Origin of the sequence: Streptomyces afghaniensis, from assembly GCF_044327915.1 — a bacterium.
Taxonomy (GTDB): Bacteria; Actinomycetota; Actinomycetes; order Streptomycetales; family Streptomycetaceae; genus Streptomyces; species Streptomyces afghaniensis.
In genome coordinates this window covers 1-19,231 of the sequence record NZ_JBIRGJ010000017.1, presented here as the reverse complement: position 1 = coordinate 19,231, position 19,231 = coordinate 1, and the positions used below count along the sequence as shown (strand labels likewise).

The 19,231-nt window shown below is 68.1% G+C and carries 18 protein-coding genes and 3 pseudogenes; 5 read left to right on the top strand and 16 right to left on the bottom strand.

Going from position 1 to position 19,231, the window contains the following annotated elements; genetic code table 11:
* Window positions 1–78: 78 nt before the first annotated feature.
* From ACH4G3_RS42000 to ACH4G3_RS41985, 4 genes are all read right to left on the bottom strand, one after another.
* The gene (locus ACH4G3_RS42000; protein WP_397629446.1) at window positions 79–354 is read right to left on the bottom strand and encodes a helix-turn-helix domain-containing protein; all 276 of its coding nucleotides are present in this window, start codon (window positions 352–354) and stop codon (window positions 79–81) included.
* Window positions 355–509: 155 nt separating this feature from the next.
* Window positions 510–992 (bottom strand): GNAT family N-acetyltransferase, encoded by a 483-nt coding sequence (locus ACH4G3_RS41995; RefSeq protein WP_397629430.1) that lies wholly within the window; start codon window positions 990–992, stop codon window positions 510–512.
* A complete protein-coding gene (locus ACH4G3_RS41990; protein WP_397629429.1) occupies window positions 989–1,720 on the bottom strand; it encodes an HAD family hydrolase in 732 nt (243 codons plus the stop codon). Before ACH4G3_RS41990 ends, ACH4G3_RS41995 begins: the two co-directional genes overlap by 4 nt.
* Window positions 1,721–1,917: 197 nt before the next feature.
* Window positions 1,918–2,247 (bottom strand): hypothetical protein, encoded by a 330-nt coding sequence (locus ACH4G3_RS41985; RefSeq protein ID WP_397629428.1) that lies wholly within the window; start codon window positions 2,245–2,247, stop codon window positions 1,918–1,920.
* 549 nt (window positions 2,248–2,796) lie between these two features.
* On the opposite strand from ACH4G3_RS41985, the gene ACH4G3_RS41980 reads away from it, so the two are divergent.
* Window positions 2,797–2,970, top strand: coding sequence for a hypothetical protein (locus ACH4G3_RS41980; protein WP_397629427.1), 174 nt, complete (start codon window positions 2,797–2,799; stop codon window positions 2,968–2,970).
* Window positions 2,971–3,232: 262 nt separating this feature from the next.
* On the opposite strand, the gene ACH4G3_RS41975 is transcribed toward ACH4G3_RS41980, so the two are convergent.
* Window positions 3,233–3,991, bottom strand: a complete 759-nt coding sequence (locus tag ACH4G3_RS41975) for a hypothetical protein (RefSeq protein ID WP_397629426.1) — start codon at window positions 3,989–3,991, stop codon at window positions 3,233–3,235.
* Between the two features lie 375 nt (window positions 3,992–4,366).
* Between ACH4G3_RS41975 and ACH4G3_RS41970 the strand changes: the two are divergent.
* Window positions 4,367–4,662, top strand: a pseudogene (locus ACH4G3_RS41970) (hypothetical protein).
* Window positions 4,663–4,794: 132 nt separating this feature from the next.
* Here the strand turns inward: ACH4G3_RS41970 and ACH4G3_RS41965 are convergent.
* Window positions 4,795–5,058 carry a hypothetical protein gene (locus tag ACH4G3_RS41965; RefSeq protein ID WP_397629425.1) on the bottom strand — a complete coding sequence of 88 codons (264 nt, stop codon included), beginning with the start codon at window positions 5,056–5,058 and terminating at the stop codon, window positions 4,795–4,797.
* 43 nt (window positions 5,059–5,101) lie between these two features.
* Between ACH4G3_RS41965 and ACH4G3_RS41960 the strand changes: the two are divergent.
* Window positions 5,102–5,286, top strand: a pseudogene (locus ACH4G3_RS41960) (MmyB family transcriptional regulator); the annotation flags it as partial.
* Between the two features lie 364 nt (window positions 5,287–5,650).
* Here the strand turns inward: ACH4G3_RS41960 and ACH4G3_RS41955 are convergent.
* Genes ACH4G3_RS41955 through ACH4G3_RS41935 form a run of 5 tightly spaced genes read right to left on the bottom strand, consistent with a single transcriptional unit; the run spans window position 5,651 to window position 8,977 of the window.
* Window positions 5,651–6,079 (bottom strand): hypothetical protein, encoded by a 429-nt coding sequence (locus tag ACH4G3_RS41955; RefSeq protein ID WP_397629424.1) that lies wholly within the window; start codon window positions 6,077–6,079, stop codon window positions 5,651–5,653.
* A gap of 47 nt (window positions 6,080–6,126) precedes the next feature.
* Entirely contained in the window at window positions 6,127–7,386 is a 1,260-nt protein-coding gene (locus ACH4G3_RS41950) for an MFS transporter (RefSeq protein WP_397629423.1), read from the bottom strand.
* Between the two features lie 52 nt (window positions 7,387–7,438).
* Window positions 7,439–8,551 carry an ArsR/SmtB family transcription factor gene (locus ACH4G3_RS41945; protein ID WP_397629422.1) on the bottom strand — a complete coding sequence of 371 codons (1,113 nt, stop codon included), beginning with the start codon at window positions 8,549–8,551 and terminating at the stop codon, window positions 7,439–7,441.
* 6 nt (window positions 8,552–8,557) lie between these two features.
* Window positions 8,558–8,818 carry a hypothetical protein gene (locus tag ACH4G3_RS41940; RefSeq protein ID WP_397629421.1) on the bottom strand — a complete coding sequence of 87 codons (261 nt, stop codon included), beginning with the start codon at window positions 8,816–8,818 and terminating at the stop codon, window positions 8,558–8,560.
* Window positions 8,819–8,851: 33 nt separating this feature from the next.
* Window positions 8,852–8,977, bottom strand: a complete 126-nt coding sequence (locus tag ACH4G3_RS41935) for a hypothetical protein (RefSeq protein WP_397629420.1) — start codon at window positions 8,975–8,977, stop codon at window positions 8,852–8,854.
* A 78-nt stretch (window positions 8,978–9,055) separates the two neighbouring features.
* On the opposite strand from ACH4G3_RS41935, the pseudogene ACH4G3_RS41930 reads away from it, so the two are divergent.
* Window positions 9,056–9,979 (top strand): annotated as a pseudogene (locus ACH4G3_RS41930) (PP2C family protein-serine/threonine phosphatase); the annotation flags it as partial.
* 423 nt (window positions 9,980–10,402) lie between these two features.
* Here ACH4G3_RS41930 and ACH4G3_RS41925 read toward each other — a convergent pair.
* From ACH4G3_RS41925 to cas5c, 4 genes are all read right to left on the bottom strand, one after another.
* On the bottom strand, window positions 10,403–11,053 hold the full coding sequence (locus tag ACH4G3_RS41925) for an HNH endonuclease family protein (RefSeq protein ID WP_397629419.1): 651 nt from the start codon (window positions 11,051–11,053) through the stop codon (window positions 10,403–10,405).
* Between the two features lie 687 nt (window positions 11,054–11,740).
* Window positions 11,741–12,610 (bottom strand): type I-C CRISPR-associated protein Cas7/Csd2, encoded by an 870-nt coding sequence (cas7c, locus tag ACH4G3_RS41920; RefSeq protein ID WP_397629418.1) that lies wholly within the window; start codon window positions 12,608–12,610, stop codon window positions 11,741–11,743.
* A gap of 51 nt (window positions 12,611–12,661) precedes the next feature.
* A complete protein-coding gene (gene cas8c / locus ACH4G3_RS41915; RefSeq protein WP_397629417.1) occupies window positions 12,662–14,518 on the bottom strand; it encodes a type I-C CRISPR-associated protein Cas8c/Csd1 in 1,857 nt (618 codons plus the stop codon).
* Window positions 14,505–15,275, bottom strand: a complete 771-nt coding sequence (cas5c, locus tag ACH4G3_RS41910; RefSeq protein ID WP_397629416.1) for a type I-C CRISPR-associated protein Cas5c — start codon at window positions 15,273–15,275, stop codon at window positions 14,505–14,507. The genes cas8c and cas5c overlap by 14 nt, the downstream gene beginning before the upstream one ends.
* A gap of 197 nt (window positions 15,276–15,472) precedes the next feature.
* On the opposite strand from cas5c, the gene ACH4G3_RS41905 reads away from it, so the two are divergent.
* A complete protein-coding gene (locus ACH4G3_RS41905; protein WP_397629415.1) occupies window positions 15,473–17,773 on the top strand; it encodes a CRISPR-associated endonuclease Cas3'' in 2,301 nt (766 codons plus the stop codon).
* Between the two features lie 1,085 nt (window positions 17,774–18,858).
* Here the strand turns inward: ACH4G3_RS41905 and ACH4G3_RS41900 are convergent.
* Complete coding sequence (locus ACH4G3_RS41900) at window positions 18,859–19,044, bottom strand: hypothetical protein (RefSeq protein ID WP_397629414.1); 186 nt, start codon at window positions 19,042–19,044, stop codon at window positions 18,859–18,861.
* Window positions 19,045–19,231: the final 187 nt, after the last annotated feature.

Genomic DNA, 19,231 nt, shown 5'->3' with positions numbered 1-19,231 from the left:
GCAACTTGGAAAATCCAAGTAGTTGTCCGAGGCTTCAGCCCCGGATGCCGCCCGGGTCCACTTGAGGCGCCCGCTCGGTTAATCCAGAGGCTCTCGGCGTAGGCGAAGACGTCGGACAGCGTCCGCAGTCGTACCCCAGGCCGGTCGGGCACCGCGAAGCCGCGCGCCGCGAGCGGCGGGCGGACCTGCCGGATCGCCGCCGAGGCGCGGGTCGATATCGAAGAGTTCGGCCAGGACCTCGTGCGGTAGCTGATGGCGCAGATGTACCAGCGTGAGAAGCAGCCTGTCGTGCAGAACCAGCTTCGGCTTGCGTCCGGCCCCGGCCGCCCGCTTGCGTTCACTACCCCGCGCCATGCGCAGCGTGGACTGTCGGGCCGCCTCCCCTGGGTCGGCGAGTTCGGCGAACAACTCGCCGAAGTGTGTGCGGGAAACGCCGGACAGAGCAGGATGGGAGCACGCCGTGCGTGCCCAGGTCAGCTTCACAACCCACCTAACCCGCGCGGCCCTTCTCACGTCATTGCCGACCGACCCCCGCCAGCACTTCCCCCAGGTCGCAGGGCAATGGGGTAGTCGTAGCGTATGAACCCCTTGAAGCTCGCCACCTTGTCGTACAGGGCGCGGGCGGCGGTGTTGTCCTCCTGAGTGGTCCAGTAGAAGCGGGATGCCACCTGCTCCCGCGATGCATCGGCCACCTTCTCGATCAGCATCCGCGCCACGCCTCGGCCGCGTGCCGCCTCGTCGACGAAGAGGTCCTGGAGGTAGCAACTGTCTTCCATCCAGAACGTCGGGTGGAACAGATAGTGCGCGATGCCGACCAACTCCCCGTGCGACCAGGCGCCGATGCCGTGGAACTCGGCGTCACCCCGTAACCGCTGCCAAGTCTGCTCGTAGCCCTCGTCCGGCACCATGGCGCGGTAGAACTCCTTGTAACCGCGCGCCAGCGCTTCCCAGGCGGCGCGATCCTCCTCGCGCAACGAACCAATGGTGGTCACGACTGCCCATCCTCACTCGCAAGCCTCAACTGATCTGCCGATCTGCGGGACACTGTCCCGGAGCCGCCCTGGCGGGCCGTGCCGTCGCCCGTACGCCTGCGAGGCGTCACCAGCAGGCTGAGCACGTCGTACGGACGCGCCGCGACCGGGTGGGCCCCGGCACGGACACCGGCGCGTGCACCCCACCTGGCGTGCACTCCCAGCGATCCCGCGGCGTTGGCACAGTCGAGGTCCACTTCAGCGTCACCGACATAGGCAGTTGCCTCGGCCGGAACCCCAAGCTGCCGCAGCGCCAGCAACAGCCCGTCCGGCGCCGGTTTGGGCCTGTCGACTTCGTCGCCTGCGATGACCACGTCGAATCGCGCGTCGATTCCGGCGGCAGCGAGCATGCTCGAAGCCACTCGCCGGGTGGCCGCCGTGAATACGCCCAGCCGCATGCCCGCATCGGCGACTTCGTCTAGCAGGGCCGGTATGCCGGGGAACGGCCGCAGCTCGGCGACGGCCGGATCCAGGTAAGCGTGGAAGCGCTCGACCTCGGCGGGGCCGCAGGTGCGGCCGAGGAAGTGGGCGAGAACCAGCTCTGTGTGGCCGACATGCCAGCCGGCGACCACCTCATCCGGCGAGACCGGCGGGCCGCCGAGCGAGCGAATCGCGTCGGCGTACGCGCGGGACACCGTGGGGACGCTATCCAGAAGCGTCCCATCCATGTCGAACACAACTGCACGCATGACTCACGATCCTGCCTACGTCGTCGCATTCGACGCCAGGGCCACTTTCTAAACACTGGCTACATGTAGCGAGCTCGATATCGCGGCAGGCCAGCACGTCCGGACCTCAATTTCCCCCGGGGTCGTTACTCCACCGCCGACACCTCGGCGCGACTGCCACCCGGACCTGCGCCATCGATGGCCTCGCCGGACAATGATCAGCTTGAACGTAGCCGGCCCCAGTGCCTCATGTACCTCAAATCTGTCAACACGGTAGAGTCGCCACGCACCAAGGACGTTGTGCTCCAGCCCGGTCCGGTAGTGCAGATAATGCGGGTGTTGCAGCCGTCGCGGTCGGCGTCGATCCAGTCGCCGAAGGACTGCTCGCGGTCGTAGCCGGTGCGGTCCTCCGCAGCGACGGGCAGGTGGGCTACTGCTTCGGCCAGCGGCATGGTGTCGGCGGCCGGCGCGGCCTGGGCGGCCGGAGCGATCGCGGTGGGCAGGACGGCGAGCAGCAGTGCGGTCAGGACGGTCAGGGCAGGGCGCACGGCGGCTCCTTGGCAAAGAGCACGAACAGGTCGTCACTCTTCGTAGCGAGCCCGCGCTGCGGCACGCCCGGGAACCAGGAGCACCATCACCCTGAGGAGCGGTAAGTCAGATCGTCACGGCCGACAAGGCCACCAGCAGTAGACGTTCCCCCGTAACCAGCACGTCCGCGAGCGATCACCAGTGATCAGTCGAGGATGTGGAGATCGATGTCGAGTGAGAAGAAGCTGCGTTTGGCCCTCCATGCCGACGAACCCGAGCAGGGGCACGGTGGTTGCGATGCCGCCGCGGTGCTGGGGCCGACCGTCGGCGCCCAGGGCGCCGCTGCCGGTCAGGTAGAGGAACGCGAGCCGGCAGCCGGTGGGGTGCGGTGGGCCGTGCTCGTTGGGGTGGTGTTAGCGGGTGTCCGGTGGTGGCTGAGGGGATGGACTGGATGGAGAGCGTTGACACTGGCTGACCGCCGGAGCCGCTTCGCGTCTGACGGGCACCCGTAAAGAAAGTTCGGCCGTTCCTCCCGCCAGGCGGGAGGGCCGTGTGGCGTGGTCTGCGTGATGGATATAGCGCTGATCACCGTCGGGCAGATGTACCGCTACTACCTGCGCCAGGTCCTCGTCGGCGACGGCCGCCGACCGGCCCGCAAAGCGCTGAAGAAGCGCAGCAGGACGCCGGAGTGCCGCCCGGCCGAACCGTGCAGGAGTAGGTGCCGATGTGCCCACTCCGGCTGATCCGGCGCGATCGGGCCAGCTCGAGGGACGTCCGCCAGTCGCTCAAGCGAGGGGATCGCCACCCTCATGGCCTCGTCAATCGAGTTCAGAGCGCGGACGTAACCGAGGACGAGGTCTCGAGCCGCACCAACCCGTTGCATACGACGTCATCCCCCTGAACCTGTGGATGAACGGATTGTTCCATGGGGCAGTCAGCGACTCTGCAAGACGGCATTCTGAAACGATCAGTTATAGGGCATCGGTCGCTCCCACGCCAGGAGCGCTAAGTTGTGGGGGCTTGAGCGGACTTCGCCTTCTTCTTTCCGCCGATCGCTGCTGGCTTAACTGCCTGATTCCTGATGGTAGTACTGCCGGCGCTCTGGCCGAAGAAGTAGCCCAGGATGATAAGGAAGCTATTGGATAGCAGTGTGGAAGGCACGATCTTGAGGAACATGGAGACCACGAAAACTGTGGTCAGGGCGATGAGGAGAATGGCACCGACGAGCGTGGCGATCGGCTCACGGGAGACCCGCCGATTCCATTTTCTCTCTGCGATCTCCTCCTTGAGCAGCTGCTCTTCGCGGATCTTCTTCAGTTCGTCCTTGGCCTCTTGCCAACCCTCGACGACCATGGCCTGAGCCGCACTGTCCACCTGGGCCGCGTCCCGCTCCCGCTCTCGGGCCGCAGCAGCCTCCGCCTCCAAAGCCGCCAGCTGCTGCTTCAGCGCATCCCTTTCGGGACCGGCGGCAAGCCGATCAATCAGATCCTGCAAGCCGCCCAGTTTTTCCTCGCTGCGCAGTTCCTTGATGCGTTCCAGGATCAGGCGCTTACGTTCCAAGAGAAACGGCAGGATGCCGATCGTCACCTCTGGCTGCTCTACCACCCATACTTTTACCGCGCCCCGTACAGGCACCATGCCGAACTGATCCGGATGGCTGATCGCCTCGTTGACCCGGGTGAGCGCGAGCTCCAAGTCCTGCAATACGTAGCCTTTAATGGCCTCTACGGACAGCCCTAGGGAATCGAGGATCGGCTCATACATGCCTCTGAGTCGAGCCATCGAGTCCGCCGCCTGGACCGCCTTATCTACCATCCCCATACAGCCCCCCCCCACATCGTCGTTGGGCGCTCATCTTGCCAAGGTTAAGCCGTGGCGAGGGGCCGAATGCGGCAATGACTACGCCTGAGCTGTTCGGGAGGCCCGCCGCCCCGCGTGCGCCAACTGCGGTGCCCGGTACACCGACGAACGGTGGAAGGCCATCGAGCCCGCCGGGTGGGACGCCCCGCGGGAGACCCACCCGCACCTGTGTGACGACTGCAAGCAGCGAGCGATCACCGCCGAACGCCAAGCCGAGCACACCGAGCACGGGCACCAGGAGGACGACCAGGCCGTGCCCGAGCAGAAGATCGGCGGCACCTGGATCTCGCGCTTCCGCAGCTGCTGCGCCGCCGGGTCTCCGGCGCCGACCACGACCACCCGGGCCCGCGGCCGGACCGGGACTACGCCGAACTGGTCGGCGGGCCGCTGGACGGCCTGCTGCTCGACACCACCGGCTGGAGGCCGGAGGAGATCGACGACGGTGTCCCCTCTTCACGGAGCTCGGGCAGTTCGGCCCCGGGGGTCGGGCACGCTGCGCTTGCTGGAGGGCGAGTTTCAGGTCATCGTCATGGAACACGCCGGCCTGGACCACCGGGACTTCAGCCCATGCGTAAGCCAGTGATGGCGCTACGACACCGATCAAGCACTCGTACCTGCCGACTGGGTCCAGGAAGAGGCCGACTGAACGCCGCGTCTGCAACCTGGTCGCGTCGCGCTGATTGCGGCGTGGGGGCGGTCGGCGTGGCTCACTCGCTGAACAGCGGTACCTGCGCCACGTCGATGTCCGTGCGGATGCGGTGAGGGCGTGCCGGGTGCCGCCACCGTCCGGCGCTGTCGCGGGCGGCGTCGACGTCGACTTCCGTCATGACATCCGGCTGGACCAGGATGGCATCGAGGGTGCGCTGTGTTGCCCAGCCTGCCGAGAACGTCCAGTCCGTCCACGGATGCGCGTCCTGCGGTGGGGCCAGTTGGTCGGCCAGGGAGCGACCGGCGGCGCGAGAAGACCTCACACCGGGCGAAGTACCGCCGTTCGGCAACTGAGTTTTCGGTTGGCATCCGCTCGTCGGCGACCTCACCCTGTCCTTCGAGATGTTCAGTCTGCCCGACGGCGGGACTAGGCCCTGATCACGCATCACGCGCAGCCGGGGTCACCGTCCGCGGAGGTCCTGGGGCTGATTGCCAGCTGGGGCGCGGACGCCATGCGGGCCGGATCGGACACGTCGGCCCCGTCCGCCTGACGGGACCGCAGACCGGCCGCGTCCGCACCTGGGCACGCCGTAGACTGTCGTGCCGCTTCGATCTGCACCCTTGTCCCTGGGTTCTGCAGTGACCCGCACGAAGACTGCCGACGGTTGCGCCGTCGGCGGCGACCGGCAACGGCAGAAGCCGTGGTGCATCTACCGCGAGTGATGGCGGGCCGTGATCGAGTCCTGAGGTTTGCCCCGACACCCTGAAAATGGGCAGGCTCAATGCACGCACGTCACCGCGCTTCCACTGTATGAGGGAGCGCACTGAGTCTTGTCGTTGACGCCGCTGGCCCGTCGGCGCAGCTCGGACCAGCGTTGCGGGCCGTCGATGAGGTCCACCAAGGACGAGGGCGGCTCACCGGGCGGTGACCAGGTCGAAGAGCTGCCTGCCGGGGCAGGCGGGATTGCGGACGTTGCCCGGAGACGATCCGTCAGGCAGCTTTGGGATCGTCCAGCAGCCGGTGCCCCTCTGTAGTGTCACCGGCCGCTTGGCGAGGGCGGTGACGGTCAGGCGGGCGCCCAGGAGGCGTGTCTGGCCGGCCGCGATCGTCAGGCGCAGGCCGGTCCCGGTCTCCGGCATCGTGATCCGAAAATTGCTGCGGGCAGGTGGTGTGCGGGTCTGCCAGGGGGCCGGGCGGGCTCTGGCCTCGGCCTCGGCCTGGCCATCGTGCGGGATGTCGCGAAGTCGCACGGCGGCACCGTCTTCGCGTGCACCGGAAAGGGCGGCGGCGCGGAAGTCTGTCAGTGCGAACGGCTCACGACTGGGGCGGCGAACCTCGCTCACGGTGGGCCGTCCGGAATCGGGGCTGGCTGGACGACAGCGGGGGTCAGTCACCGGGCGGACTGCGGCGCGACTGCCGGTTGTTCGGCCTGGGAACCAGACGGGACGCCGATGCGCGCCTGCCCGGGCCGCCGTGCTCTGGCTATGCGGGCCAGAGTGAGCGCGGCGGTCATGGCCAGAACGACGAGGGCGGCGCCCGAGAGGAGGAAGGCGTCCTTGACTCCGGTGAGTGCGATGGTGGTCGAGGCCACGAAGGGAGAAACGGCCAGGGCTCCCGCCACTCCGGCCTCCCACAGACCCAACGCCTTCGCCAGGTGGTGGCTCGGTATGCGCTGCTGCACCAGCGCGATCAGCGGGATGTCCGTGAGGGCCGAGGCCAGCCCGGTGGCGATCAGGAGCACTGCGGCCCCGGCAGTGGAGGTGACGATTCCGAGCGGCGCACGGAAGATTCCGAGCAGGGCCCAGGCCAGCACCGCCGCTAGGGCGAGTCTGCGCATCCGCAGGCCGGCCAGCAGGAGCGCCCCCGCCACTTCCGCGACCCCGGCGATGCCCAGCAGCAGGCCGTAGCGGCCGCCCTGCCCCACCACGGCGACCAGCCCCACCGTCAGGAAACCGCTGGTCAGAGCGAGGGCGAGCACGAAGGTCACGATGACCACGAGCACGTCGGGAGCGGCCCGAACGGCCCTGAGCCCGGCGGCGAGATCGGCCCACAGCCCCACCTGCCCTGCGGCCAGGACGGGGCGGGTCACGCGGATGGCGGCCACGGCGCACGCCGAACCGAGGAAGGTCAGTCCGTTGACCACCAGCGCCGCCCGCATGGAGCCGTAGGCCAGCAGCGGCGCGAGCATGAGCGGGCCGACGAAGAAGGCGGCCCGGAAGGCGACTTGCAGCAGCCCGTTGGCCTGCTGGAGACGGTCGGCCGGGACGATCTGCGTGACGATGGCGTTGCGGGCCGGGGCGAACGGGGCGCCGATCAGGGCCAGCAGCGCCGTTGTCGCCACGAGCAGGGACAGGTTCAGCAGGCCGAGGGACAGCAGCACCGCGGCTACCGCCACCACGGCGACCCGGGCCAGATCGGTGGCGATCATCAGCTTGCGGCGGTCGTAACGGTCGGCGTACGAGGCGGACACGAACGTGGCCAGGAACGCGGGCGCGAACGCAGACACGCCGACCACGGCGACGGCCGTCGGGTCCTTCGTCAGCGACCAGGCCAGCCAAGCGGTCACGGCGGTGTACAGGCCGTCGCCGAAGCGTGAGACGGCCTGGCCGACGAAGAGAAGCAGGAAATTGCGGTCCCTGAGCAGTGACATGCCGCCACTGTCGGATCTCCTCGGGCACCTGATCCACTTATTAGGCAGATGGCTAATCAATGGGGTCGGTGGTGTGCAGAAAGCTCTCCAGGCTGGGAGCGAGACCCGCCACCTGCCCGGGCAGGAGCCGGTACAGGACGTAGTAGCCCTCGCGGCGGCGTTCGAGCAGGCCCGCGTCCGCAAGGACGCGCAGGTGCTTGGACAGGGCGGCCTCGCTGACGCCGACGAGCGGGGCCAACTCCTGGGTGCTGCGCGGGCGTTCGGCGATCAGCCGGAGGGCGCGCAGGCGGGTGTCGTCGGCGAGCGCGCGGAGCATGCCGACGAGCTGTGCGGGAGGAATCCTGGGGCGGGCTTCCCGGGCGATCGACGAGACGGGAAAGACGAGTCCGAGGGGCCAGGGGCCGTCGCAGTTGACCCGTACATGCGGCCACACATAGGCGCTGGGGGCGAGCAGCAGGGTGTCGTCGGGGCCGATGGCGACCTCGTGGTCGTGCGGGCGTTCCAGCCAGAAGCGTTCGGCCTGCCGGTCGCTGCGCACCTCCGGCCACAGGCCGCGGAGCATGCCGTACAGTCCGCGCTGTTCGATCTGGTGCCCGGCCTCGCTCACCCCGGCGGCCAGTTCCGGTTCGATCCGGGCCCATTCCTCCTCGAACGCCTCCCGCCAGTAGCGTTCCAGCATGCTCAGGAACCTTTCGAGGAGTGCGCGGGGGTCGTCGAGGAGCATCGCGGCCATCGCTTCGTCGCTCTCACGGGTGACACGCTCCCGTAGCAGGCCGCGTACGTCCGGTTCCCGCAGCGCGTGTGGATCCCTGCCCTCGCCGCCGCCCCGCCACGGCGAAAGCAGGGGGATGGCGAACTCCAGCCGGACCAGCTCCGGGGCCGCCGTGCGCAGGCCGGCCAGCTCGCTGCCGAAGTCCACCAGCCCACCGGTCGGCCGCGGAAAGAGGAACTCGGGAAAGTACGAGCGCACCGCGTAGGAGAACGCCTCGATCTCCCGCTTCAGGGCCGGCGACAGCTTGCGCATCGCGCGTACCCAGCTGTGCTGGACGGGGTGGTGCTTGGGCTCCACCAGCACATGAAGACTCAGTACGGCCTCCATAGCCGGCGAGTAGGCGAACCCCACCCGCTCCGCACCACCGGCAGGCACCCGGAACACGATCGTCATGACTCGTCATCCTCGCCGTCCGACGTCCCCAAAGGGAGCGTGCCGCGCGAGACGGTGGTCGGCGAGCTGCTGGATGGTGACCGGGATGCCCAACGCGACGGCGCGGGCCTGCTGTTCGGGTCCGGCCAGGTGGCCGTGATCCATTACCAGCGTGCCGGCGGGCAGCCCAGGATTGCGCTCGAGGACGCGCTCGTAGACGTCCAGCAGGGTGCGCACCGCGCGGTCGCCGTAAGCGTGGGTGCCGACTCGCCAGCCGCGCCGGACCACAGCCTCGACGGCCTCGACCAGCGCGTCCGGCTCTCAGATCAGCATTCCGGAGAAGGCGTGGTCGCAGGCGTACGGCTCCTCGGTGGCCCCAGCCTCCAGACCGCCGTCGAGGCCGAACTTCACACCCCACACCGACAGCCACGGGTCGGAATTTGTCACGCCACTCCTCCATGACGTCGAGCAGGTCGTCCACCTGGGCGGCGCTGGTCAGCCCGAGGGCGGAGATCAGCGCCCGGGTGGTCCGACGTCCACACCCCCATCCCGGCCCCGGACGGCGCGGTGCAGTGGATCGTCCAGCGGTCCGAGGACGTCACCGACTTCGTCCGCTCGCGCCGCGCGCGCGAGCTCACCGAGGAGTTCACCAACGGGGAGAAGGGCATGGCAGCCGAGCTGTATGTGTGGGGCCGGGAGTTGCACCGGCTGAACCTGGAACTGCGCCAGGCCCACGCACGCGAACGGCAGGTTGCCGTCGCCCTGCAGGAAGTCATGCTCTCCGTCCCCGACCTGGACCGGCACGACAACATCGCCGTGCGCTACCTGCCCGCGACCTCCGCACTGAACGTGTGCGGCGACTGGTACGACGTCGTGGACCTGCCGCCCGACCGTTACTCCGCGGCGGTCGGCGACGTCGTGGGCCACGGCCTGCAGGCCGCGGCCGTCATGGGCATGCTCCGCAGTGCCCTGAGCGCAGCCGTCCGCGCCGTTCCCAGCCGCGCCCGGGCCCTGGAGGTCCTCGGCCTGTACGCCCGCTCCCTGGACGGCGCGACGGCCGCAACAGCGGTCAAGGTCCTCATCGACACTCGCAGCAGGCTGATCATCTACAGCAGCGCCGGGCACCCACCGCCCGGGCTGCTCCATCCCGACGGGACCTGCGAGCCGCTGGACCAGGCGACCGATCCACCGCTCGGCGCCCGCCCGTACCATGTCCCGCGCCCCCAGGCCGGCCTCACCTACACCCCGGGGGACACCCTCGTGCTGTACACCGGCGGTCTCATCGAGCGCCGCGACGAGGACATCGACGCCAGCCTGGCCCGCCTGACCACTGCCCTGGCCCAGGACAGTATCCTCACCCCTGACCAGCTGGCCGACGCGCTGCTGGCCCGCCTCGACGTCGCCGGCGGCGCCCCGGACGACATCGCCCTCGTCATCATCGGCCTGTAACAACGGGCGGCTGACCCGAGCCCTGCGGCCAGCACCAGCCGTGCATCATCGGCTTCCCGCCCGCCGTGAGGATGAGGTGGAACCGCTCGTCGTCCACGTCACTCACCTTCCCACCCGCCCTCGTCGGTGTAGGTGCTGAGGCTCAGCCGCGTGTCGGCCGCAGCATCGCGCAGCTCCTCAAGGAACCGCCCCGGCGGCACCCGCAGCGTCGGCGGCGTCGCGAGGAAGCACGCCCGGCACCGGTCCAGCCAGCGGGGCCCGTAGGCAGCCGCGCACGTGCAAGGACGCGCAGCTGCGGCTTCTCGCCTGGCTGGGACCTGCCCCGCGCACGACTGCCAGACGTTGCTCGGCCTCACCTCCTGACGGACACCGGCGTCTGCGCCATCTCCGTCCTGGGTGGAAGGCCGGTGCCCAGGCCCGTCGTCACGTGGCGGGTTCGTAGGTGACGGTCTGGTCGGGGCAGGCGGTGGCGAGGTCGTTGAGGGCGGCCAGCTCGGTGTCGTCGGTGGTGAGGTTCCAGCAGAGCTTGGTGGCGGTCCATTCGGCTGCGTACCGGCAGTGGACCTCGCCGGCCGGGGGCATCCACTGGACGGGGTCTTGGTCGGCCTTGCTGCGGTTGGAGCGGGCGGTGACCGCAACCAGGCTGGCCTCGGCCCCTTGGTCGTTGGCGTAGGCCTCGCGGCGCTGCGCGGTCCAGTCGGAGGCACCGCTGTCCCAGGCTTCTGCCAGGGGCACCATGTGGTCGATGTCCAGGCCGGAGGCGGACCTTACCGTGGTCTGGTCGTCGTACGACCACCAGCTGCCGCCGGTGAGCCGGCACCTCGGGCCCACGGCTGGCACTTCGACGGCTTCGTAGATGAGGACTTCGTTGCGGGTGGTGCAGCCGTCGGCCGGGTCGTCGCCGGAGTTCCAGTGCTTGAACGCCTCGCGGGCGTAGCCGTCGCGGGACTCGGTGGCCAGCGGCAAGCTCGCGACGGCCTCGTCGAGCGGAACGGTCTCCGCGGCGTGTGCCGGTCGGGCGGTGGGTGAGGGAAGGCGGCGGGCAGGCCGCGCAGCAGAACGGTACGCATGCACTTGTTGGTAGCGGCCGTTCCCGGGCGCACGTGCCGGGAATGGCGGTTGCGCCCCTCTTGCGAGTGCAATGGTCGTACCGGAGAAACGACACAGCCGCCTCTTCGGGGGCGTGTGCTCACGCGGTGAGGGCTTTCGGCCGACGAGGGCAAGGCGCTTCGAAGGGCGACCGCCAGGGCCCAGCGCTGCCACGCCTTGGTCGTGGCCGCATAGTTGCAATCCTCGGCCACCCCGGAGGATGACTGCCAGGCCAGAGTGACCCACTCGTCTCGTATCACGAACTGACAGGCGTCGCCGAGATTGTCGTACCGCATGTTGCGATCCTCGACCGCCCGGAGGGCGACCGCCACCCGGCTCTGCCGGTGGGTGCCGTTACCGGCTCTATTCAGTTGCGATCCTCGGTCGCCCTGGAGCGTGACCGTCAGCTGGGAGGGGGTGGCACCCCGACCAACACCACTCGATTGCGATCCTCGGTCGTCTCGAAGGGCGACCGCCAGACGGAGCCGATCCCCGGCTTCGGCTACGCCGTGCCGTTGCGATCCTCGGTCGCCCCGGAGGGCGACTGCCAGCGTGAACAGGGCGCTTCCCAGATCTTCAGCTTGAGTGCCGTTGTGATCCTCGGTCGTCCCTCGGGCGACCGCTACCAGACGGTACGTAGTCCTGAACCGCGTTCCGTGCTCCTGGGGCGGCTCAGTTGATGAGGCGGGTGAGGGTGACTCCGTCGGGGATGTGGTCTTCGTCGATGTTGATGCGGTCGGTGTAGTCGTCCCAGGAGCGTGCTTCGCTGTGGCCTAGTGGCTTGATGCGGATGAGGTCGAAGAGTTTGTGGGCGGGGGCTCGTCCGTAGGCGTCGTCGTGGGTGAAGACGTACAGGCCGCGGATGGCCATTTCGCCGCGGGATGCGGCGCGGTCGTGGTCGAACATCATGGTCATGGCGTGCCAGTAGGCGGCCAGGTCGTCCGGGGTGACGCCGGCCTTCGCGCCGAGGGCGCCGGAGTAGAAGCCGTGGCCGCGGTAGAGCCCGTAGGGCACGTAGTGCTTGTTGCCCATCTCGGTGACCTTGCCGTTGGCGAGGTCTTCGGGCTTGTTCGGGGCGACGCGGGTGATGCCGGCCTCGAGCGGGGTGATGGGGTCGATGGAGCGGGAGAAGGTGAGCTGCATGGGGCCGCGGGCCTTGCCGGCGTGCTTCTTCTGGTCGCCGACGGACATGACGGCGCCGAAGAGGCGTACGTCGTAGAAGTTGCGGATCATCCACTGCTGGGCGGTGGCGGTGTCGCCTTCTGTGGTGCCGCCTTCGTGGTAGGCGCGCTGGATCTGCGGGTTGAGGGCGACGCCTTCCTCGACGTACATCTCGAAGCCGGGCTGTCCCTGGTGGGCGAGGGTGATGGTGTTGCGGATCTTTCGCTTGAGGGCGACGTCGGTGATGATGCCCTGGCTGGTGATGGGGTCGATGCGGGGCATGCCGCCGGCGTCGGGGTCGCCGTTGGGGTTGCCGTCCTTGACGTCGATGAGGAAGACGTAGTCGTGCTTGCGGGTGGGGTCCAGGTGCGCGGCGCTCATGGCTGTGTTCGGTGTCCTTCCGGGGTGGTCAGGGTGCGGGCTGTCGGGCGCTTACCAGAGGGTTTCGTCGGTTGCGTTCGCGTCTTCGGCCGCTTCTTCGGGGAGGGCGTCGGCGGCTTGGTCGGCGGCGAGTTCCTTGCCGGCTTCGCGGGCCTTGATGGCTTCGGCTGCGGCCCGGGCGGAGTGAGCGCGTTGGTGTTCGTAGCCGAGGATGAACAGGGCCTGCTGCTCGGCGTTGAGGTGGGCGGGGAGGGTGTCGAGCAGGTCGAAGGCGTCCCGCAGGCGGTTTTCCATGGCCTTGGCCGCGGGTTCGCTCTTGCGGGCGATGGTGCGCAAGTGGGGGCGTGCGCCGATGCGGAGCCGGGTGAGGACGGCTCGGGGCGAGACGACGGCGGTGGTCAGATATTTGTCGGTGATGGTGGCGTTGACCTTGGGCATGGCCTTGCGCTGGATCGCTTCGAGCATGGCCATGATCCGCCCGCACACGTATCCGGGTTCGGTCGACGTTGTGTTCAGCTGGGGCACGCACAGCTCCTTGTGGCGGGTGGTCGTACGGGTCAGGGCGAGGCGCAGCAGCGCGATGCGGGGCCGGTCGATGTGGTGGTCGGCGCGGATGCGCTGCATGAGAACCGGCAGGACGTGGGCCGGTGGCGGTGTGCCGTGGAGTGCGGCCTGGGTGAGGTCGGCCTGCAGATGCTTGGGGATGGTGGTGTCGATGTATGTGTTCTTGCGCTTGTCCCAGCGGGCGGCGGCCAGGGCCAGGCGCCAGACCGGCCAGTAGCGGTAGGTGCTGTTCCAGCCGTCCCAGGTCTGGTGGTCGGTGAACCAAGCCCCGAGCCGCTGCTTGAGCTCGGGGACGGGGATGGTGATCCAGTCGGCGACGATGACCCTGTTGGTGTTCACCCGCAAGGTGACGGCGTAGAAGGCGTCGTCGTCGAGGGCGGTCAGCGCGTCGCGTCCCTTGTAGGGGTAGTGGAGACCGTTGATGAGTTGGGCAACCTCGGTGGGCTCGGGGTTGTCCAGGGTCCACATGCCGGTTTCGGTGGTGGGGTTGCGGGTCCACCACACGATGGCGGAGTCGCCGGCGCGGACGTGGTGCTCGGGGTCGGCCAGCAGTGCGTTCAGGGCCGTGGTGGCCTTGGTTCCGCAGTCGACGCAGACCGGGGTGGCACCGAGCTGCTTGATGCCCGCCCGGTAGTGGGCGGGCTGGTTGAGACAGATCAGCTGGGTGTTCATCCCAGAGTTGGGCAGACCTTTGACGGGAACCGGGAGAGTGGACAGCAGTGCTCCGGTCCGCCCGCAGACAAGGCACAGGCCTTCCTGGCTCTTGCCTGGCTTGCCGCTCTTGGCGCTCTTGACCTTTTCCGCCCACCAGCGCTGGGCCTGGGGAAGGTCGTGGATCCACTCGCCGTCCACACTGATGGCCACGAGGTGACCTTGATCCATCTCCCCCGGCCAGCCGTCCGGCGCGAAGGGCCTGTCCAGCCACTGGGCCAGGGTGCGGGCCTGAGGAAGGCCTGGGTGCTCGTTGCACCAGGAGGTCACCATGGCGCGGTAAGCGGCGTGACGCTCCTCGGCTTTGGTGATGTCCTTCGGGTCGGTCGACGGAACCTTCTTCTCGCCTGGCGCCTTCACCAGGCCGGGGTGGCCGAGAACGTACAGTGCGTTGTCGGCGAGCAGGAACGGCGGCGGGTTCTTCCCGGAGCGGCCGGTGTAGGGGGCGGTGACCTTCCGTGGCTCTTCCCCCTTGCCGGGGCGCAGGTCGATGATCAGTGGTTCGGCTTCGCCGGTGCTGGAGAGGTCGATCTGCCACATGATCTGACGCCGCTGGTAGTAGTCGGGGACGGCATCCTCGCGGCTGTCGGCGTGCTGGACGAGGCTGTGCAGGAGCACTTCAGGCCGTCCCATCGGCAGATACTCGGCCCTCGGCCCCGGGCATGCCGCTGACTTGCGTGGGGTCGAGCGGGTGGTCCGGCACGTGGAGAACACCGCGCTCAAGGCGGGCGCGGAACCAGTGGTAGCGCTCCTTGCCGTTCGGCAGGTACTCGATGTGGTGGAGCATCAGCCCGAGTTCGTCGATCGGGGGGATGCCTGCCTGGTCAGCGGCGGTGACGACGCCAGCTTCCTGCGCTGATCCGCAGGGGCCGAAGAAGGCTGCGAATTCGCGGCAGCCGAAGTGGGGCTGTTCGAAGCACGCACCGCGCTTGATGCGGCGGTCGAACTGGTCGCGGTACTTCGGCAGTGGCGCGGTGCAGCGGTCGGTGGCGTTGATGGTGGCGTGGATGCGGTAGGCGACGTCGCGCAGTGCGACGGTGACGCGCTGTCCCCGGTCCTCGGCGACGTCGTAGCGGTAGCCGTTATTGGTGCGCAGGTCCTCGAAGGTCTTCTTGGTGATGATCGAGTTGTTGACCTCGTTGCGCCGGAAGCTGGTCCACTGCACCGGCTTGAGCAGTTCGATCCGCGTGATCCGGTAGGTCATCTCCGGCTTCCACAGGATCGCCTCCAGCAGCCCTTTTGCTGCCGAGGGGGTCATGACCGGGTAGGAGACCCGTTCGACTTTGAGTTCCGGGCGGGTGAAGCAGGCCAGCGGCCCCCACGCTTCCACCTGCACGTGAAGCGGCCGGTCGGCCCTCTCCCCACGCTGCCGCCCTTGTCCGGAAATCATGCATCCTCCCCCTTCATGCCCTGGCCGGCTCGGCCCGTTGTCAGTGCCGGCGGCTAGCGTCGTCGCACTGCCTCGCTCCACGGCCTGCGGTACGCGGGCCGGTTGTGAACTGCATCGATCTAGCAGGATCTCAATATATAAGTGATGGTAAGTCAAGTATGATTGCAAAAAAGGCAGTTGGTGCGATATCGGGATGGATGCCCGTTCCGGAAGGCAGGCTCGTAGCCCACTCACCGGGCCATCGGGGCATCTGGCACTGGTACGAAGACCACGCCCGAGGCACCGGCGAGCTGGCCCGGCGTTTCGCCGACCCGTGGGGAGGCGGAGAACTCGCCTACCGGCTGGGACGCGACCACGACACCGGCAAGGGCGCATGCGCCTGGCAGGACGGCCTGATCGAAGAAGCCACAACTGGCCGGAAGGTCCGCCGCCCTGCGCACCATGCCGCCGGGGCGTGCCTGTTCGCTCAAGTAGCCCGGCAGCATCCGGTGCTAACACCGTTCGCCGGCGTCATCGAAGGACACCACACCGGCCTGTCCGCCTGGTCGGAACTCAGCGTCCGGCTCAAAAACCTGATGCTGGACCCCAAAGAGGTAGCCGAGGCGATCAGCCGGGTCGCCGAAATCATGCCGGAGATCCTGGACAAAACCTGCCCGACCGTTCCGGGCTGGCTCGACCTGCGCAACCAAACCAGCGTGGAGATGCTGGTCCGCATGACCTACTCGGCCGTGGTCGACGCCGACCGGCTCGACACCGCCGCGCACTTCCGGCCCGGCCCGCTTTCTCGGCCGGACGTGAGCATGCCCGAATTGTGGGAGCGATACGAGACCCGCCGTCAGGAGGCCCTCGCCGAGCGCCGACGCCGGAAAGAGCCCTCGTGGCTGGACAGGCTCCGCGAGGACGTCTACCAAGAGGCGCTCGAAGCCGCAGCCGGTGAGCCGGGGGTGTACCGGCTGCACCTGCCGACCGGCGCGGGAAAGACGTTCACCGGCGGAGGCTTCGCACTCCGACACGCCGCGCTGCACGGGCTGCGACGCGTCATCGTGGCAGTCCCGTTCATCTCGATCACAGAGCAGAATGCGGCTGTCTACCGGAGCCTGCTGAACCCAGAACACGGGCCGCAGGCGGTGCTGGAACACCACTCCGCCGCAAACTTCGAGGCATCCGACCGGCGAGCAGCGCGGTCCTCAAGCGCTTCAGGTGATACCCGCCGAGATCAAAAGCGTGCCCGCCCCAACCGATGGGCGAAGCTGGCCGCGGAGAACTGGGACGCCCCGTTCATCGTCACCACCACCGTCCGCCTGATCGAGAGCCTGTTCGGCAACAGCCCATCGGCCACCCGCCGACTACACCGACTCGCCAACTCCGTCATCGTCCTGGACGAGGTCCAAGCCCTCCCCGACGCCCTGCTGACACCGATCCTGTCAGGGCTGCGCGAACTCGTTGAGCACTACGGCGTCACCCTGGTCCTGTCCTCGGCCACACAACCGGAACTCGCCGCGCTGAACCCCTGGCAGACCGGCCTGCCCCAGCGCGACATCGTCACCGACCCCGCACCACTTTTCCAGCGGCTCCGCCGAGTCCGGTACGACTGGCGCACCGGCTCAGAGGTGACCCTCAGAAGCATTGCCGCAGAGGCCGCAACGCACGACCAGGCTCTGATGGTGGTCAACGGAACGAAAGACGCCAGCCACGTACACAAGGTCTGGCTCGGCGACCGCGATGAGAACCCCGGCACTCTGCACCTGTCGACCCGCATGACCGGCGGCCACCGCAGAGAGACCATTCAAGCGACAAAACAGCGCCTTGACGCCGGCCTGGACACGCTGCTGGTGTCGACATCGCTCATCGAGGCCGGTGTCGATCTCGACTTCCCGCGCGGATACCGCGCCAGATCGCTGCCAGAGTCCGAACAGCAGGCCGCCGGGCGCATCAACCGCGAAGGGCACCGCCCGACCGAGGACAGCATCATGACCGTCTTCGAACCGATGGACGGTCTCCAGCCGCAAGTGATCTACAACCGGTGCGGCATCGCCGCAGCATCCCGCCGCTTCGGCAAGGGCCTCGCAGACCCAGACGACCTGGACACACTGCGCTCCTACTACCAGCACCGCTACCGACTCCAAGCCGGACGCTCCTCCACAGACCCCAACGGAGCCACCGGAGAAGCCATCGAAGCGCTGCGAGAAAAGCTCGACTACCCGGAAACCGCCCGCAAAATGCGCGTGATCGACAACGAGCACTCCGTGGCCGTCGTTGTCATCCGCCCCCAGCTCAACCAGAACGACCGACAGGCCGCCCAAAACGCCATCGAACAACTCCGTAGCGACGTACCGACCCCCGAGACCTACCGCACACTCCAGGACCACATGGCATCCATCCCACAAAGAGAACTAGAGACAGCGATCAACGCTGGACACGCCGTCGAAATCGCCGGTGACCTATACGAGTGGACAGGCCCGTACCACCCCCAACGAGGAATCGAACCCGCCGTGTAGTGAGATGGGCATCGGTTGAAAGTCCCACCGATCGATACGTTGTTCCGGGACAGTGGCGTCGTGGCGGTCGCCCTCCGGGGCGACCGAGGATCGCAACTACACCGGCCTCGCCGTCTTCGGCGGCAAGGCCGCCGCGGGGCGACCGAGGATCGCAACACGATCGTCACGACGGGTTCGGCCCGCACGTGGGCGCTGGAGGTCGCCCTCCGGGGCGACCTGGGATCGCAACGGGGTCCGGGGTGACGCTGCAGGATTCGCCCTCCCGGCTGGCGGTCGCTCTCCGGGGCGGCCGAGGATCGCAACAACTACGGTGTGGGCTGGCTGGCCCACATGCTCTCCTTCTGGCGGTCGTCCTCCGGGGCGACCGAGAATCGCAACGACGACGCGATCGAGGTCACCACCGGCCAGCAGGCCCTGGCGGTCGCCCTTCGGGGCGACCGAGAATCGCAACTACACCTCCCGCGCCGACACCGACACCGTGTGGGTCCTGGCGGTCGCCCTCCGGGGCGACCGAGGATCGCAACGAGGCGGACGGCACCACCTCCATCGCGCAGCTGCGCCTGGCGTTCGCTCTCGGGGGCGACCGAGAATCGCAACATGGTGGGCGTCACCAACAGCGGCGTGGGCCACACCTGGCGGTCGTTCTCCGGGGCGACCGAGGATCGCAACGACCTGACCACGGGGGCGCTGACCGTGCGGGCGTCCTGGCGGTCGCCCTCGGGGGTGACTGGCCGGCGGATCTGCGTTGGCGCGTGATCTGTCCGCACGAAGCGGGCATCCGCTACCGGCGTGCCGGCTTCGTCGTGCTTACGTTCCCGTGCATCGGCCCAGCACCTCCAGCCCCACAGTGCGGGCGAACCGATACGAGCGGCCGTCCGGGCCGTCCAGGCCGCTGATCCGCTGCTGTGAACGGCCGAGCAAGGCCGGTCTTGGCGCCGGCACGAAGGTCCAGTGCTGTCGGAAGTAGTGAACAGTCCAGTCCGACTTTGGCGGCCAAGCCAACGTCGAAGTGCTGTCCCTTCCCATGGACAAAGCCACGCCGCCGTGAGGTGTGGTCGGGGTAGGCGTGCGGCGGGCGCCGGCGGTCATTTCTTTCCACGGATGGCGCGAATGACCTCGGCGATGGCACTGAGGAGTGAGGCCTTATGCGCCGATTCAGTGCCATTCATCGTGTAGCGGACCATTACCACGGCGGCGACGGCAACAATGATCACCACGATCACGGGCATGATCACTGCGGCGAGCATAGATTCCATTTCGTTCCCTTCCATCCTCCACACCCCGCGGTGCGGTGTGACACCAAGACGCCACCAGGCCAGGCGGACGGATGTCGACGTGCTCCGTACCGGACGGACAGGGGGCGACTTAGAGGTCCTAACAGAAGTTGTTGATCAAGTGACCGTCGGCTTGTCTGCTCGTTGGTCGGGTCGTGAGGAAACGTCAGTCGCGGCCGTGGAT